12 protein-coding genes are annotated in these 14462 nt (G+C 68.8%); 3 read left to right on the forward strand and 9 right to left on the reverse strand.

The genetic code is table 11. The features are described 5' to 3' along the window. Positions 1 to 373: 373 nt before the first annotated feature. Both QZ814_RS14185 and QZ814_RS14190 read right to left on the reverse strand, forming a co-directional pair. Complete coding sequence (locus QZ814_RS14185; RefSeq protein ID WP_294333388.1) at positions 374 to 1558, reverse strand: Xaa-Pro peptidase family protein; 1185 nt, start codon at positions 1556 to 1558, stop codon at positions 374 to 376. 10 nt (positions 1559 to 1568) lie between these two features. After that, on the reverse strand, positions 1569 to 2801 hold the full coding sequence (locus QZ814_RS14190) for an FAD-binding oxidoreductase (RefSeq protein ID WP_294333391.1): 1233 nt from the start codon (positions 2799 to 2801) through the stop codon (positions 1569 to 1571). 126 nt (positions 2802 to 2927) lie between these two features. On the opposite strand from QZ814_RS14190, the gene QZ814_RS14195 reads away from it, so the two are divergent. After that, the gene (locus QZ814_RS14195; RefSeq protein WP_294333393.1) at positions 2928 to 3572 is read left to right on the forward strand and encodes a GntR family transcriptional regulator; all 645 of its coding nucleotides are present in this window, start codon (positions 2928 to 2930) and stop codon (positions 3570 to 3572) included. Between the two features lie 4 nt (positions 3573 to 3576). Here the strand turns inward: QZ814_RS14195 and QZ814_RS14200 are convergent, their stop codons facing one another. From QZ814_RS14200 to QZ814_RS14210, 3 genes are read right to left on the reverse strand one after another with little or no spacing between them, the layout of a single operon-like run. Continuing rightward, complete coding sequence (locus QZ814_RS14200) at positions 3577 to 4983, reverse strand: amino acid permease (RefSeq protein ID WP_294333395.1); 1407 nt, start codon at positions 4981 to 4983, stop codon at positions 3577 to 3579. A gap of 24 nt (positions 4984 to 5007) precedes the next feature. Then, entirely contained in the window at positions 5008 to 6006 is a 999-nt protein-coding gene (locus QZ814_RS14205) for a 4-hydroxyproline epimerase (RefSeq protein WP_294333397.1), read from the reverse strand. 8 nt (positions 6007 to 6014) lie between these two features. Further along, on the reverse strand, positions 6015 to 6938 hold the full coding sequence (locus QZ814_RS14210) for a dihydrodipicolinate synthase family protein (RefSeq protein ID WP_294333399.1): 924 nt from the start codon (positions 6936 to 6938) through the stop codon (positions 6015 to 6017). Positions 6939 to 7163: 225 nt separating this feature from the next. On the opposite strand from QZ814_RS14210, the gene QZ814_RS14215 reads away from it, so the two are divergent. Continuing rightward, the gene (locus QZ814_RS14215; protein WP_294333401.1) at positions 7164 to 7511 is read left to right on the forward strand and encodes a hypothetical protein; all 348 of its coding nucleotides are present in this window, start codon (positions 7164 to 7166) and stop codon (positions 7509 to 7511) included. Here the strand turns inward: QZ814_RS14215 and QZ814_RS14220 are convergent. The 3 genes from QZ814_RS14220 to QZ814_RS14230 form a co-directional block, all read right to left on the reverse strand. Then, positions 7508 to 8275 carry a ThuA domain-containing protein gene (locus QZ814_RS14220; RefSeq protein WP_294333403.1) on the reverse strand — a complete coding sequence of 256 codons (768 nt, stop codon included), beginning with the start codon at positions 8273 to 8275 and terminating at the stop codon, positions 7508 to 7510. The genes QZ814_RS14215 and QZ814_RS14220 overlap by 4 nt on opposite strands. Before the next feature lie 128 nt (positions 8276 to 8403). Next, a complete protein-coding gene (locus QZ814_RS14225; protein WP_294333406.1) occupies positions 8404 to 8637 on the reverse strand; it encodes a hypothetical protein in 234 nt (77 codons plus the stop codon). A 52-nt stretch (positions 8638 to 8689) separates the two neighbouring features. After that, a complete protein-coding gene (locus QZ814_RS14230) occupies positions 8690 to 10027 on the reverse strand; it encodes an oligogalacturonate lyase family protein (protein WP_294333408.1) in 1338 nt (445 codons plus the stop codon). A gap of 116 nt (positions 10028 to 10143) precedes the next feature. Between QZ814_RS14230 and QZ814_RS14235 the strand changes: the two genes are divergently transcribed. Continuing rightward, on the forward strand, positions 10144 to 11670 hold the full coding sequence (locus QZ814_RS14235) for an MFS transporter (protein ID WP_294333410.1): 1527 nt from the start codon (positions 10144 to 10146) through the stop codon (positions 11668 to 11670). On the opposite strand, the gene QZ814_RS14240 is transcribed toward QZ814_RS14235, so the two are convergent. Beyond that, the gene (locus tag QZ814_RS14240; protein WP_294333412.1) at positions 11655 to 14429 is read right to left on the reverse strand and encodes an EAL domain-containing protein; all 2775 of its coding nucleotides are present in this window, start codon (positions 14427 to 14429) and stop codon (positions 11655 to 11657) included. The two genes, QZ814_RS14235 and QZ814_RS14240, sit on opposite strands and share 16 nt — an antisense overlap. Between the last annotated feature and the right edge of the window lie 33 nt (positions 14430 to 14462).

Here is a 14462-nt window from a genome sequence, read left to right on the forward strand (position 1 = left end):
GAAGCTGCAAGACCCGGAGCCGCCGCCCACATGTCCCTTCATCTAAACCAACAATGTCAAAGAGCGACAAAAATCGACGCTGCGCCTTTCCCCTTTTTCTCGGGGCGGCCGCTGCGCCTGAATTTCGCTGACCGCCGCTGCCTCAGTGAAGAGCACCGCGTCGGTGGAGTGGCTTCTATGCCCGACACCCCCACCCGTCAACACCGTTTTGCATTTTTGTGGCGGTTGCCCCCGCGCTGGCGATGAAACCCTCGGAAATCCGCCATTTTTGGCCTTCGGAAAGTTCGGCGCGCATGACCATTTCATGACCTTTGCGCGCCGAATCACGGCGAATCGGGCCCGAATCGCCCTTCCGCAGGGCGAGAATCGGGGGTCAGGCGAGCCGATCGATCGCCGTCTGGGGCTCGGTGAACCAGCGCGGACCCGATTCCGTCATGTGAAAGTGATCCTCGAGGCGGATGCCGAAGCGATCGGGCACGACGATCATCGGCTCGTTGGAGAAACACATCCCCACATCGAGCGGCGTACGATCGCCGCGGACCAGATAGGCCGGCTCGTGAATCGACAGGCCGATGCCGTGGCCGGTACGGTGCGGCAGGCCCGGCAGGCGATAGTCGGGGCCAAGCCCCGCCTTCTCGAGGACGGCACGCGCCGCGGCATCGACCTGCTCGCACGGAGCGCCCAGTTCGGCGGCGGCAAAGGCTGCGGCCTGGGCTTCCTTCTCCAGCGACCAGATCGCCTGTTCCTCGTCCGACACCCGGCCGAAGGCATAGGTGCGGGTGATGTCCGAGTGGTAGCCTTCCACCGTGCAGCCGGTGTCGATGAGGACGAGCTGCCCCTCCTCCAGCGCCTGCTCGCCGGGAAGGCCATGGGGGAAGGCCGTCGCATGGCCGAACTGGACGATGCAGAAGCTGGAGCCCGCCGCTCCCAGCGCGCGATGCGCCTGGTCGATGAAGCGCTTGACCGCGCCGGTGGTGATGCCGGGCGCCAGAATGCGCGCGGCGGCGTGGTGTACCGCCAGCGTCATGGTCTTGGCTTGCTGCATCAGCGCGATTTCGGCGGGCGACTTGCGCATGCGGCAGCCGTCGATGGCAGGGGCGCCGTCGACCAGCGTGACGTTCGGCGCGGCGCGACGGAGGCGCTCGGCCATCTGGAAGGGCAGCGCGGGGTCGATCGCGAGCGTCGTCACCCCGTCCAGCGCGCCGGCGACCAGCGCGAAGGGATCCTCATCCTCTTCCCACAGGCGCATATCGGCCTCGAACGCCATGTCGGCGGTGAGCGAGCCGAGCTCGAAGCGCGGGCAGATCATGATCGGCGCCCGGTGGAGCGGCACCAGCATCGCGACGAGCCGCTCGGTCGCGCCCCAGGGCACGCCGGCGAAATAGCGCAGCGACATGCCGGCGTTCACCAGCAGCGCCTGCGCGCCCATCACTTCGACCTGCGCGCGCAGGCGCGCGAGACGCTCCTCGCGCTCGGCAAGGGAGATCGGGGGCGCGCGATCGGCCCAGGGGGCAAGTGCGGCGAGTTCGCGTTCCGCGGTGGATCCGCCGATGGTCATGCTGTCTTCCTCATGCTTCGAAACGGTGGAGGCCGAAGGGGGCCAGATCGATTGCGCCGCCCTGCCCCTCGGCGAGCGCGGCGATGCTTTCGCCGGTGATCGCGGCGAGGGTCAGGCCGAGATGCTGGTGCCCGAAGGCGTAGAGCAGGTTGCCGGCGCGGGCGCTGCGGCCGATCGCTGGGAGATAGTCGGGCAGCGTCGGTCGCGCGCCCATCCAGCGGGTGAAGGGAGGGCGCAGCGGCAGGCCGAGCGCGGCGACCTGCGCCTCGAGCCGTTCCCATTTGGCGGGATCGGGCGGCGTATCGATGCCGGCGAACTCGACGAAGCTCGCTGCCTGGACGCAGTCGGCATAGCGGGTGACGATCATCGATCGGTCCTCGAACACCAGCGGCGGCAGGTCGGCGGGCCAATCGTGATCGGCAGCGCGGACATGGTAGCCGCGCTCGGCGATGATCGGTACGCGGTGGCCGAGCGGAGCCAGCAGCCGTCCCGAGGCGACGCCCGCGGTGACCAGCAGCTGGCCCTCCCCTGCCAGCGGCATGCCGTCGACGGCGGCCCGCGCCTCCCCACCCGCGAGAGTCACCGTCGCGCGCGCCGGGAGGATCACCCCGCCTGCGGCGACCAGCGCAGCCCGCAAGGCGCGGTCAAGCATGCCGAGGTCCGCGATCTGCGCGGTATTGGTGAATCGGATGGCGCCTGCAGCCGGCACGCCGGGCACTTCGCGCAGCTCGGCGGCGGTGACCTCGCGGAAGGTGGCGGTGCCGGTATCGGCATGCTGCCAGCCGCGCCGCCCGGCTTCTGCGGCGGCGGCCTCGCTCCAGGCGACGATGTGCCCCTGGACGCGCAGCAGGTCCGGCACCTCGAGGCTGGCGGCCAGCCGCTGCCAGGCCGGCATCGCCGCGGCGAGCAGCCCGGAGAGCGCCCGTTGCCCGCGCGCGAACACGTCCGGCCGCGCGGCCCCGACCAGCCGGATCCCGAACGGCAGCCAGTGGCGCCACGCGCCGGGCGGCAGCGCCACGGCACCCCCTGCCCCGAAGCGCCGACGCGGCAGGCTGCGGATCGTCGCCCAGGAGGCAAGCGGTTCGACCTGCTCGATCGCGATATGCCCGGCATTGCCCCACGATGCCGCCTGTCGATCGGAATCGGCATCGATCAGCCGGACGGCCCAGCCGGCGCGCGCCAGGGCAAGGGCACTGGTCAGACCCACGACGCCGCCGCCGATCACGGTTATCTTGCGCTGCATCAACTTCGCCTTGCCGATCTTATGCTATAGGTATACGGTATTTGTAGGCCGTTGCGCGAAAAGTCGCTTGCCGATTGCGGTAGAGCATGGCCTGCAAATTCCAGGTCTCCCGCAAGGAAAGTCAGCATGAGCATCGTCGTCCGCACGCTCTCGGAACAGATCTTCACGATCGTTCGCGAGCAGATCGTCTCCGGCAAGCTGCCGGTCGATCAGGCGATCCGCCAGGACGCGCTGGCCAACCAGCTGGGCGTCAGCAAGATCCCGCTGCGCGAGGCGCTGGCCCGGCTGGAGCAGGAAGGGCTGCTGATCGGCCAGGCGAACCGGGGCTATTTCGTCCGCGCCATGTCTTCGAGCGAGGCGGAGGAAATCTACGCGCTGCGGCTCGCGATCGAGCCGGATGCGGTGGCCGCCGGTGCGGCGAGCGCGGGCGATGCCGACCGTGCCGCGGCGCGCGAGGCGCTGGCGGCGCTCGATCTCGCCGCGGGCGAGCATCTCGACGAGGTGGCGGCGCGCAATCGCGACTTTCACATGGCGCTGGTCCGTCCCGGCGGGCGGCTGCTCACCACCCAGCTGGTCGAGCGCCTGCAAATCCTCTCCGAGCGCTACGTCCACAAGCATCTCGAGCCCGCCGGGCGCGAGGACCGGGCACATCTGGAGCATGCCGATCTGATCGCCGCCTGGGAACGGGGCGACGGCCTTCGTGCCCGCGACCTCGCCCGTGCGCATATCGAGGGCACCCTCGCCGATCTGCGTCGCCAGCTGAACGGCTGAGCCCTTAGCCGCGCGCCAGCACGCTGCGCGCGCGGCCATAGAGGAAATAGACGGCCAGGCCCGCAACGTTCCAGATCAGGAAGCGTACCAGGGTCTTCTCCGGCAGCGAGAAGAGCAGGTAGAGGCAGCCCAGCACCGCAAGCGTCCCGACCAGATAGGGCTGCGGGCAGCGGAAGATGCGCGGCGCCTCGGGCGCGCGGCGGCGGAGCAGCATCATGCAGATGCCCACCGCGATGAACGCGATCAGCGTGCCGGCATTGGCAAGTTCGGCAATCTCGTCGAGCCGCAGGAAGCCGGCCACCCCCGCCACGAACAGTCCGGTGATGCCGGTGACCAGCACCGGCGCGCCGGATCGCGGCGAGACCTTGGCGAGGGCGCGGGGCAACAGCCCGTCGCGCGCCATCACGAAGAAGATGCGGCTCTGCCCGTACATCATCACCAGGATCACCGACGGCAACGCGACCAGCGCCGCGGCGGCGATCGCCCAGGCGGCGAAGGGGTGGCCGAGCGTGCGCAGCACCAGCGCCAGCGGCTCGGGCGAATTGCCGAATACCGAGGCCGGCATCGCCCCGACCGCGGCAATCGCCACCAGGATGTAGAGGCTCGTGCACAGCGCCATCGATCCGACGATGCCGATCGTCAGGTCGCGTCCGGGATTCTTGGCTTCCTCGGCGGAGGTGGCCACCGCGTCGAAGCCGTAAAAGGCGAAGAAGAGAATGGCGGCGGCAGCCATCACCCCGCGCGTGGTGCTGCCTTCGGCATGGCTGACGAAGCCGTGCGGTATGAACGGATGAAAATGCGCGACATCGAAGCCGGGCAGCGCCAGCGCCACGAACACGGCGAGTGCCACCAGCTTGATGACGACGAGCACGATGTTGAGCGTCGCGCTCTCGCGGGTACCGAGCATCAGCATGCCCGCGATGGCGAAGGAGACGAGCACCGCCGGCAGGTTGACGAGGCCGCCGGCATGGGGGCCCTGCAGCAGCAAGGGCGGCAGGTGCACGCCGGCCGATTGCAGCCAGCCGACCAGATAGCCCGACCAGCCGACCGCCACCGCCGAGCAGGCCAGCGAATATTCGAGGATCAGGCTCCAGCCGACCACCCAGGCGACCGTCTCGCCGAGCACCGAATAGCTATAGGTATAGGCGCTGCCCGCCGCCGGGATCATCGTCGCCAGCTCGGCATAGGCGAGCGCGGCGCAGGCGCACACCGCGCCTGCGATCACGAAGGCGAGGATCACCGCGGGCCCTGCCCGCTCGGCGCCGACGCCGGTCAGCGTGTAGATGCCGGTGCCGACGATCGCGCCGACCCCCAGCGCGATCAGGTGGGGCCAGGACAGGCTGGGCCGCAGCCGATGCGCGCTATGGCCCGTGCTGCGTTCGATCGGCTTGATCGGTCCCCAAAGTCCCATGCGCCCCCCGGTGAATATATGTGATCAGACGACCGAGAAGCCGGCCCAGAACGGGTCCTCGCGGTCGATCCAGATGGTGTTGAAGCCGGTCGCGATCGCCGAGCCTTCGATCGAGGGGATGATGCCGGGGCGATCGCCCACCATCACCGCTTCCTCGACCCGGCCGATGAACCGGCTGCCGATATAGCTTTCATGGACGAAGCGGTCGCCGACGTTCAGCCGGCCCTGATGCTCGAGATGGGCAAGGCGCGCGGACGTGCCGGTGCCGCACGGGCTGCGATCGATCGCGCGCTCGCCGTAGAACACGGCGTTGCGGCCATCGGCTCCCTCGCCCCTGGGCTTGTCGGCCCAGAGCACGTGGCTGACCCCGCGGATACGGTCGTCGAGCGGATGCACCGGCTCTACTTGCGCACGCATCAGCTCGCGGATCGTACGGCTGAGCTCGACGATGCGCGAGGCGCCGAGATCGTCGAGCCCGGTATACGGCCCCTGCGGCTCGATGATCGCGTAATAATTGCCGCCATAGGAGACGTCGACCGAGAGCGGGCCGAAGCCCGGAACGTCGATTGCGATGCCGGTGGCAGCGACATAGGCGGGCACGTTGCGGATCCGCACCCAGCGCACCCGACCGCCTTCCATGCCATAGGCGATGTCGATGATGCCGGCCGGCACCTCGATGCGCAGCTGCCCCGGGGTGCGCGGGGTGATCAGCCCGTGCTCGAGCCCGAAGGTGACCATGCCGATCGTGCCGTGCCCGCACATCGGCAGGCAGCCCGAAGTCTCGATGAACAGGATGCCGCAATCGGCGTCGTCGCGGGTCGGCGGGTAGAGGAACCCGCCCGACATCATGTCGTGCCCGCGCGGCTCGAAGCAGAGGCCCGTGCGGATCCAGTCGAACCGCTCTAGGAAATCCGCACGCCGCGCCAGCATGTCGCCGCCGCGCAGCAGCGGCGCGCCGCCCGCCACCAGCCGCACCGGGTTGCCCGCGGTGTGGCCGTCGATGCAGAAGAAGGTGCGGCGCATGGGGGCGATCAGGCCGCTTTGGCCTGGCGCCGGCTCGGCCGGGTAGCCGCCGCTTCCTCGACCCAGGCGATCACCTGGGCGCGGCGCTCGCCGGCGAGCGGCAGACGCGGCAGGCGGACGCGCTCGCTGCCCCGGCCCATGATCTGCTCGGCGAGCTTGATCGACTGGACCAGGTCGTGCTCGGCATCGAGGTGGAGCAGCGGCATGAACCAGCGATAGATCGCCCGCGCCTCGTCGAACCGGCCCTCGTTGAACGCCGCGACCAGCCGCACCGACTCTTCCGGGAAGGCGCTGGTGAGGCCCGACACCCAGCCCGAGGCGCCGAGGAACAGGCCTTCGAGCGCAACGTCGTCCAGGCCGGCCATCAGCGTGTAGCGATCGCCATAGCGGTTGAAGAGATCGGTGAACCGGCGCGGATCCGGCGCGCTTTCCTTGACGGCGACGATGTTCTTCACGTCGGTGAGGCGGTCCAGCGTCTCGGTGTCGATCGAGACGCGATAGGCCGGCGGGTTGTTGTAGAGCATGATCGGCAACGACGTTGCCGCTGCCACCGCGCGGAAATGCGCCTCCAGCTCGGCGGCGGTCGGCACATAGACCATGGCCGGGAGCAGCATCAGTGCGTCGACGCCGATCTTCTCCGCATCGCGGGCATAGTCGATCGCGCGTGCGGTGGTGAATTCGGACACGCCCGCGACCAGCGGCACGCGCCCCCCCACCGCCTCCACGCCGGCGCGCAGCACCTGGCGCTTTTCCTCGGGCTCGAGCGAATTGTTCTCGCCGCAGGTACCGAGCAGGATCAGCCCGTCGACGCCGTCATCGACCAGTCCGGTCTGGGTCCGCTGGGTGGCGTCGAAATCGATCGAGAGATCCTCGCCGAACTGGGTCGTCGCGGCGGGATAGACGCCGGTCCAAAGCGTCTTGGCTGCAGTCATGAGAACAGGTTCCTCCAAAAGGCTGGCATTTCGTATACCGTATCCTCGACCAGCGCAAGGTGGTTGCCGGGATTGTGCACATTTTCGGCCGGGCCGGAAGCGTCGCGTCCTGCCGCACGACGGGCGCCCCGGCGGGAGCAACCGTCCCCTTCGCCGCACACCCGATTGCAACGCGCGCGTCGCCTGCTAGGCTTCGGCAAAACACCCGCCGAGGAGAGGCGACCGATGATTCTGCCCTTGCTGCTGTTGCTGCAGAGCGCGTCGCCCGTGCAGGCCCCCATGCAGGCCGAAGAGGAGATCATCGTCGTCTCCCGGCAATTGCGGATGATCAAGGTCGATCTCAAGACCGACAAGCATCCCGGCGGCGTGTCGCTGCAGCGCTGCCGGATCCTGCGCGGTTCGGGTCAGGCGGATCTCGACGCCATCCCCTGCGACGTTGCCGAGCAGTGCGTCGCCTCGGGAGTTCCCACCCGGCGCGAACTCAAGGCCTGTGTCGAGGATCGCTCCACCGATCGGATCAATGCGGTGCTCGCCGCCCGTCGCGCCGCGCGGATGGCGTCGGCGCCCGGCTAAGGCTGGATGCCGAGGCCCGTGGCCGTCCAGAGGATGCCGCCCAGCAGGTGCTGGAGATACCGGTCGTCGCGGTACATCTCCGCCTCGTGGCCGAGCAGGGTGACGAACACCCGCCCCTTGCCGACGCCATGATACCAGGCCTCGGGATGGTCCTTGCCCATCCGGTGCCCCACCTGCCCCGGCCAGATCCGCATGGGATCGTAGCTGGTCTCGTCCACCCCGAGCACGCGGTGGATCGCGATGTCGAAGGGATTGGTGGTGACGTAGAACTCGTCGCTCCACAGCCACCGCATCGGCAGTCCGAAGGTGGCGGGGAAGTCCTTGTCGAGGACGGTCACCACCCCGGTCTGGATCATCGGATGGTTGACGAAGCTGCGGCCGACCAGCTTCTCGTACCAGGGCCAGGCGCCCGCCGGCACGATGGCGGCGCGGTGCACCACCATGGCATTGCCGCCGCCCGCCATGTAGCGCTCGAACCCGGCGCGCTGAGCGGGGGTGAATGCGTCGGCCGGGGTGTTGAGCATCAGGATCGCGGCATAGCGGCCGAGGTCGCCTTCCAGCGCCGCGCCGTCCTTGCGCCAGTCGAGCGCGAAGGCGTGGAGCCGCCCCAGCCGCTCGAGGCTCTCCCGCGCCACGGGGATATATTCATAGTGATATTTGCTGGGCGCCGCGATCACCAGCAGGGTGAACTGCGGATCGGCGCAGCCCAGCGCGGGCGCCAGCAGCGCCGCGAGCGCGAGCAGCAGGCGCAGCAGCCGCCTCATCGCATCGCGCGCCATGTGCTGCGCCGCGAGTTCAGCATCGCGGCGGTAATATCGAGGTGATCGATCATCGCGCCCCCTCCCCGCGAGCATGCCCCGGCGGACCGGGCGAAACAAGCCGGCGCGGTCGCTCAGGACAGCTGCCGCGCCAGATCCGCCAGCAGGATCCGCGCCACCGGCTGGTTGCGCTCGTCCTCGATGTCGAGACTGCCGTGCAGCGGTACGCGGGTGCCACGGTGCCGCAACAGCTTGCGGGCGAGGCCGTGGCCGGCGATCAGCGCCTGGCGAAGGTCGGGAAGTTCGCGCTGCTCCGTCGGGTGGGGATGGCGATCCGGCGTACGGAGGCGGAAGCAATAAGCGGGCATGCAAGCATAATGCCTTTTGCCTCAACTGGTTGCTGGGACTTGATGTAAATTATCATTGCGGTGGCGCCGCCTTCGCTACCGCCACCGCATAGAGGTGCGCGGCGCCCTCGAAATTGCCGCGGAACAGGATCCACGTGCCGTCGGGCGTGAAGATCATGTTGGGCTCCAGCCGATAGTCCTGCCCCTTCATGTCGACCAGCTTCTCGGCCTCGAGCGTGCCCGGCGCGATCAGGTCCCCCGCATTGTCGGCATGGATGCCGCCGACGTCCCCGATCGCCCGGGGCGTGAACAGGTAGAGATATTTGCCGTCCGGTGCGTGCGCGACCATCTCGGGGTCGCCGCCGTCGCCGGAGAAGCGGGCGCCATCCGGCGCCTGGTTGTAATGGACCGACCATAAGTTGCGCTCGACATGGTACCAGCGGCGCTTGCCGGTCGCGAGTTCGACGCCGGCGAGCCAGAACACCTGCCCGCGCGGCGTCTGGAGATCGTACCAGACCCATTTCCCGTCGGGCGAGAAGAACTCGTGGCCGGCAATCTCCATGTTCATCGTGCGGGTGTGGAGCCGGCGCTTGCCCGTCCCGTCCGCGCGGATCGCCCAGAGCCGGTCGACCCGGTGCCACGGGCCCTCATGGCAATAGAGGATCTGCTGCGGATCCGTGGGCGAGAACTGGACATGGTTGAGCCAGTCGGTGGAGGCGGTGACGACCCGCCGCGCGCCGCTGCGCAGGTCGATCGTGAAGATCTCCATCGGCACGTGCGCGTCGAGGCGGCGGTTCATGTGCACTTCCTTGGCCTCGGCATAGGGCAAGGGCCTTCCATCGGGCCCGTTCGCCCGATAGTCGTTCATGCCGGGGGTGTTGACCTCGCCCTCGGCGCGGGCGAGCGTGCCGTCCGGGCGCAGCGGCACGATAGCCTTGGCGACCTGGCCGAGCAGCAGCGTCTCGTCGGCGTTGATCGAGCCGATCCAGCCTCCCGGCACCGTCGCCACCCGCCGCACCGTGCCCGTATCGGCATCGGCGACGAACACGCCGAACGGCCCGCCGGCATCGTCGCGCCCGCGCTCGGCGAAATAGACATTGCGGCTTTTGCGGCCGGTGAACAGCAGCACCGCACCCGCCTTGGTGACCAGCGGCTGCGTCTGCCACGTCTTCAGGTCGACCAGCGCGATCCCCTGCGGCGTGGTCACCGCCATCTTGTCGCCCTGGGGCAGGAAGCCGTTCTGGGTGAAATAGAGGCTCACCGTACCCGGCGCCTGGCTCACCCGCACGACGCGGTGGCCGGTGGTCTTGTCGATCCACTCGGCGGCGGGCTGGGCGGCGGCAGGCACCGCCGTGAGCAGCAGCCCGATTCCGAGTGCCAGCTCTCGCGCGCGCTGCCCGAACCGTGCCATGATCGCTCTCCCACATCGCTTGATATCGTTTCACATAGTATGATAGCAGTTCAAAATATGGAGTAAAGCAGCCGGCAGATGCGGTTCGTCGCGTCAAGCCGGATCCAGGAGAGAGCATGGCCCACAGCGCCCCCGCCCGTCCCGTTCGGTGGTTCAACTATCTCGCTTACGGCTCGAACGACGTGCTCGGCGCCGGATCAATGGCGGTGATCTCGGGCTGGGTGCTGATCTTCTACACCCAGTTCTGCGGGCTCGAGGCGTGGGAAGCCGCGCTGATTTTCACCGTCGCCCGCGTGCTCGATGCGATCGCCTCGCCGGTGATCGGCCATCTCTCGGACGCGATGGGCGATACCCCGCTCGGGCGACGCTTCGGCCGCCGGCGTTTCTTCATCCTCGCGGCGATCCCGCTCCTCCCCGCCTTCGCGATCATGTGGGTCGCGGGGCAGAGCTTCTGGTATTATCTCGTCACCTATGTGCTGTTCGAGCTGGTCTACGCGATGGAGATCATCCCGTACGAGACGCTCGCCGCCGAGATGGGCCGCGACTATCGCACCAAGGCCAAGTTCGCCGGCGTCCGCATCCTGTTCGCGCAGGCGAGCGCGATCCTGGCGGGGTTCCTGCCGGGCATGCTGATCGGGGCGCTGGGCAAGGACAGCCCGCTGACCTTCCTCTACATGGGCATCCTGTTCTCCGCGCTTTTCATGGTGACGGCGGGGCTGCTCTACCGCTTCAGCTGGGAACGGCCGGCGGCGGAGGTGGCGGCGTTGCGACCCGCCGGCGCCCCGCGCGCATCCGTGGGCGCGGCGATCCGGGGGCTCTACACCAATTTGTTCAGCACCTTCCGCATCCGCGCCTTCCGGCTCCACCTCGGCATGTATCTGGGCGGCTATATCAGCCAGGACGTGTTCAACGCCGCCTTCACCTTCTTCGTCGTCTTCGCGCTGGCGGGCACGATCACCACCGCGTCGACGCTGCTGGGGACGATGTACATCGTCCAGTTCGTCGCGGTCATGCTGGCGATCAACCTGGCGCTGCGCAGCTCCCCTGCCCGCGCCTATCAACTGGCGGCGCTGAGCTTCGCGGCGGGCGTGCTGGTGCTGCTCGTCGAGTGGAACACGGGCGTGCGCGCCGGCAGCACCTGGCTGTGGCTGCCGATCGCGCTCGCGGGTCTCGGTCGCGGCGCGCTCAACTACATCCCCTGGGCGACGTACAACTACATGGCCGATGTCGACGAGATCGTCACCGGCCGACGCCGCGAAGGCGCGTTCGCGGGCGTGATGACCTTCGTGCGCAAGCTCACCCAGGCCGCCGCGGTCGCCGGCGTCGGCGCGATCATGAGCGCGGGCGGGTTCGCCAAGGGCGCGGCGGTGCAGAGCCCGCAGGCGATCCACACCATCGCGCTGGTACTCGGCATCGGCACGGTGGGCGTGCTGATCGCCGGCATGCTGGTCTCCACCCGCTTCCGGCTCAACGCGGCGACCCATGACGTGCTGATGGCCGAGATCGACCGCTTCAAGCGCGGCGAGCGCGCGCCCGCCTCCCGCGACGCCCAGGCCATCGTCGAGGACCTGTCCGGCTGGCGCTACGACCAGCTCTGGGGCAACAATCCGGTGGCAGGCGTGCGCGGTCAGCCGAGCGCCTGAACCCGCGTTTCCGCCTCGATCGTGCCGGGGCGACCGAACAGATAGCCCTGCGCCTCGGCGCAGCCCTCGCGGAGCAGCAGGTCGAGCTGCGCGTCCGTCTCCAGCCCCTCCGCCAGCACCGGGATCGACAGGCTGCGGCCGAGCGCCAGGATCGCCCGGATGATCGCCCGCGCCTGCTCGCTGCGTTCGGACTCGGCGAGGAACGACTTGTCGATCTTGATCTTGTCGAACGGAAAGGAATGGAGCGTGTCGAGCGACGAATAGCCGGTGCCGAAATCGTCCATCGCCACCCGCACGCCCAATGCCTTGATCCGGCGCAGGCTGTGCAGCGCGCGGGTCTTGTCAGCGATCAGCGCCGTCTCGGTGATCTCCAGTTCAAGCCGGGTCGGCGCGAGGCCGGTTTCCACCAGGATAGCGGTGATCACCTCCGGCAGATCGGGCTTGAGCAGCTGGACCGGCGAGAGGTTGACCGCAACCTTGTGCGCGTTCGGCCAGGCCGCGGCTTCGGCACAAGCGGTGCGAAGCACCCATTCGCCCAGCCGGATGATCTCGCCCGTCTCCTCGGCGATCGGAATGAAGTCCATCGGCGGGATACCGCCCAGCTTGGGGTGCGCCCAGCGCAGCAGTGCCTCATAGCCGACCAGTTCGTCCGACTGGAGCGCACGCTGCGGCTGGTAGAGCAGCCGCAATTCGCCGCGCGCGGCGGCATAGCGGAGATCATTGGCGATCACCCGGCGGTACCGCGCCTGCTCGTCCATGCCCGGCTCGTAATAGCAGATCCGCTCGGCGAAATCGCCCTTCGCGCGGTACATGGCGAGGTCCGCGTTGTTGAGCAGCGTCTCGCGGTCGCCGGCGTCGCTGGGGAAGACCGCAACGCCCATACTGGCACCCACCGCCAGCGAACCGTGCGCTGCGAAGCCGCCGAGCAGGCAGGCCTCGACGCGGGCGACGAATGGCTCCAGCTCCGCCGGGTTCTCGTAGCGCTTGGCGACGATGAACTCGTCGCCACCCATGCGCGCGGCGATTTCCTGGTCCTGCAGCACCGCCTGGAGCGCCTCGGCGATGTCGCGCAGCACCCGGTCGCCCTCGGCATGGCCGAGCGAGTCGTTGATTTCCTTGAAGCGGTCGAGGTCGATGGCGATCACCGCAAGGCGCGTGGCCCCCCCCACTGCCCGCGCCATCTCCGCATCGAGCCAGCTATGGAACCGTACGCGGTTGGGCAGGCCGGTCAGCGCGTCGTGGAGCGCCATATGGGCGATCCGCGCCTCGGATCGGCGGCGTTCGCTGATATCCTCGAAGGTGGTGACCCAGCCGCCGCCGGGCAGTCGGCGGCTGTCGATCGAGAGGACGAAATCGGCGTCATATTCGGCAACGATCCGCGGATCGTTGCCTTCCTCGAGCGCGGCGAGGATCCGGCGCCGCGCTTCCTCCACCCGGGCCTCGGATACCACCCCCCCTACCCGCGCCTTCAGCGCCTGGCGGCTCACCTCGGCAAGGGTGGTACCCGGCGGGCACGCGTCCAACGGCAGGCGCCAGAGCTTCAGGAAGCGATCGTTGCGCAGGATCAGCCGTTCCTCGGCGTCGAACAGGCACAGCCCCTGGTGCATGTTCTCCAGCGCCGCGTCGCGGTGGCGCTGCGCCTCGGCGATGCGGTCCTCGTCCAGCTTCGCCTGGGTCATGTCGCGGGTGATCTTGGCGAAGCCGAGCAGTCGCCCGTCCTCGCCGGCCATACGCTCGATCGTCACATGCGCCCAGAAGCGGGAGCCGTCCTTGCGCAGCCGCCAGCCCTGGCCGATGGACTTGCCCTGTGCGGCCGCCGTCGCAAGCGCGGCTTCGGCCGCACCGCTGGCGCGTTCCTCGGGCGGGTAGAAGCGGGACAAATGGCTGCCCACCACCTCCGCCTCGGCATAGCCCTTCAGGCGGGCTGCGCCCGTGTTCCAGTTGGCCACCCGGCCCTGCGCATCGAGCATGCAGAGCGCGCAGTCCGAGATGCCCTTGGCGAGGATGCTGAACTGGCGCTCGCTGGCGGCGATCGCGGCGCGGGTCCGCCGCGCTATCCATGCGCTGCAGAGACAGACCGCGAGCAGCAGCACGGTGATGACCGCGAGCAGGATCGACATCGACCGCGGCGACAGGTTCACGCCTGCCCCGTCGCGCTGCCACGGGATGAGTTCGATCGCGGTCATCCCGGTAAAGTGAAGGCTCACCACGGCCAGCGTCATCAGCAGGGCCGCCGCCACCCCGGTCCATGCCGTGGTGCGCCGCACGGCCAGGACCAGCGCGGGCACGAAGAGCACCACCCCGAACAGGATCGACAGCACGACATAGCCGGCATGCCAGCGGATCCGCGCGGGCATGTCGAGCGCCGCCATGCCGATATAGTGCATCAGGCCGATGCCGGTCATGGCGAGCAGCCCGGCGGCTCCCAGCCGCGCCGCGCTGCTCCGCTGCGCCACCATCTGGAACGCGACCAGCATGGCGCCGGCCACGACCAGCAGCGACACCGCCGACAGTTCGACCGCGAAGCCGAACTGGAAGCCCGGCGCATAGCCGAGCATCGCGATGAAGTGCGTCGCCCAGATCCCGAAGGCCGTCGCCAGCGCGCCTGCCGCCTTCCAGCTAGCGGCATTGCGCGGCGCGTGCGTCCCCTGGCGCAGCATCAATACGGCGGTGAGCGCGGTCAGCAGGCACATCGCCCCGGCCAGCGCGACCAGCCGCAGATCGTGCCCTCCGACGATGCAATAGGCGATAGCGACCATGATACCTCGTTGTTTGTCGCCGGGTCTATCGCC

Origin of the sequence: uncultured Sphingomonas sp. (assembly GCF_913777625.1) — a bacterium.
GTDB lineage: Bacteria > Pseudomonadota > Alphaproteobacteria > Sphingomonadales > Sphingomonadaceae > Sphingomonas.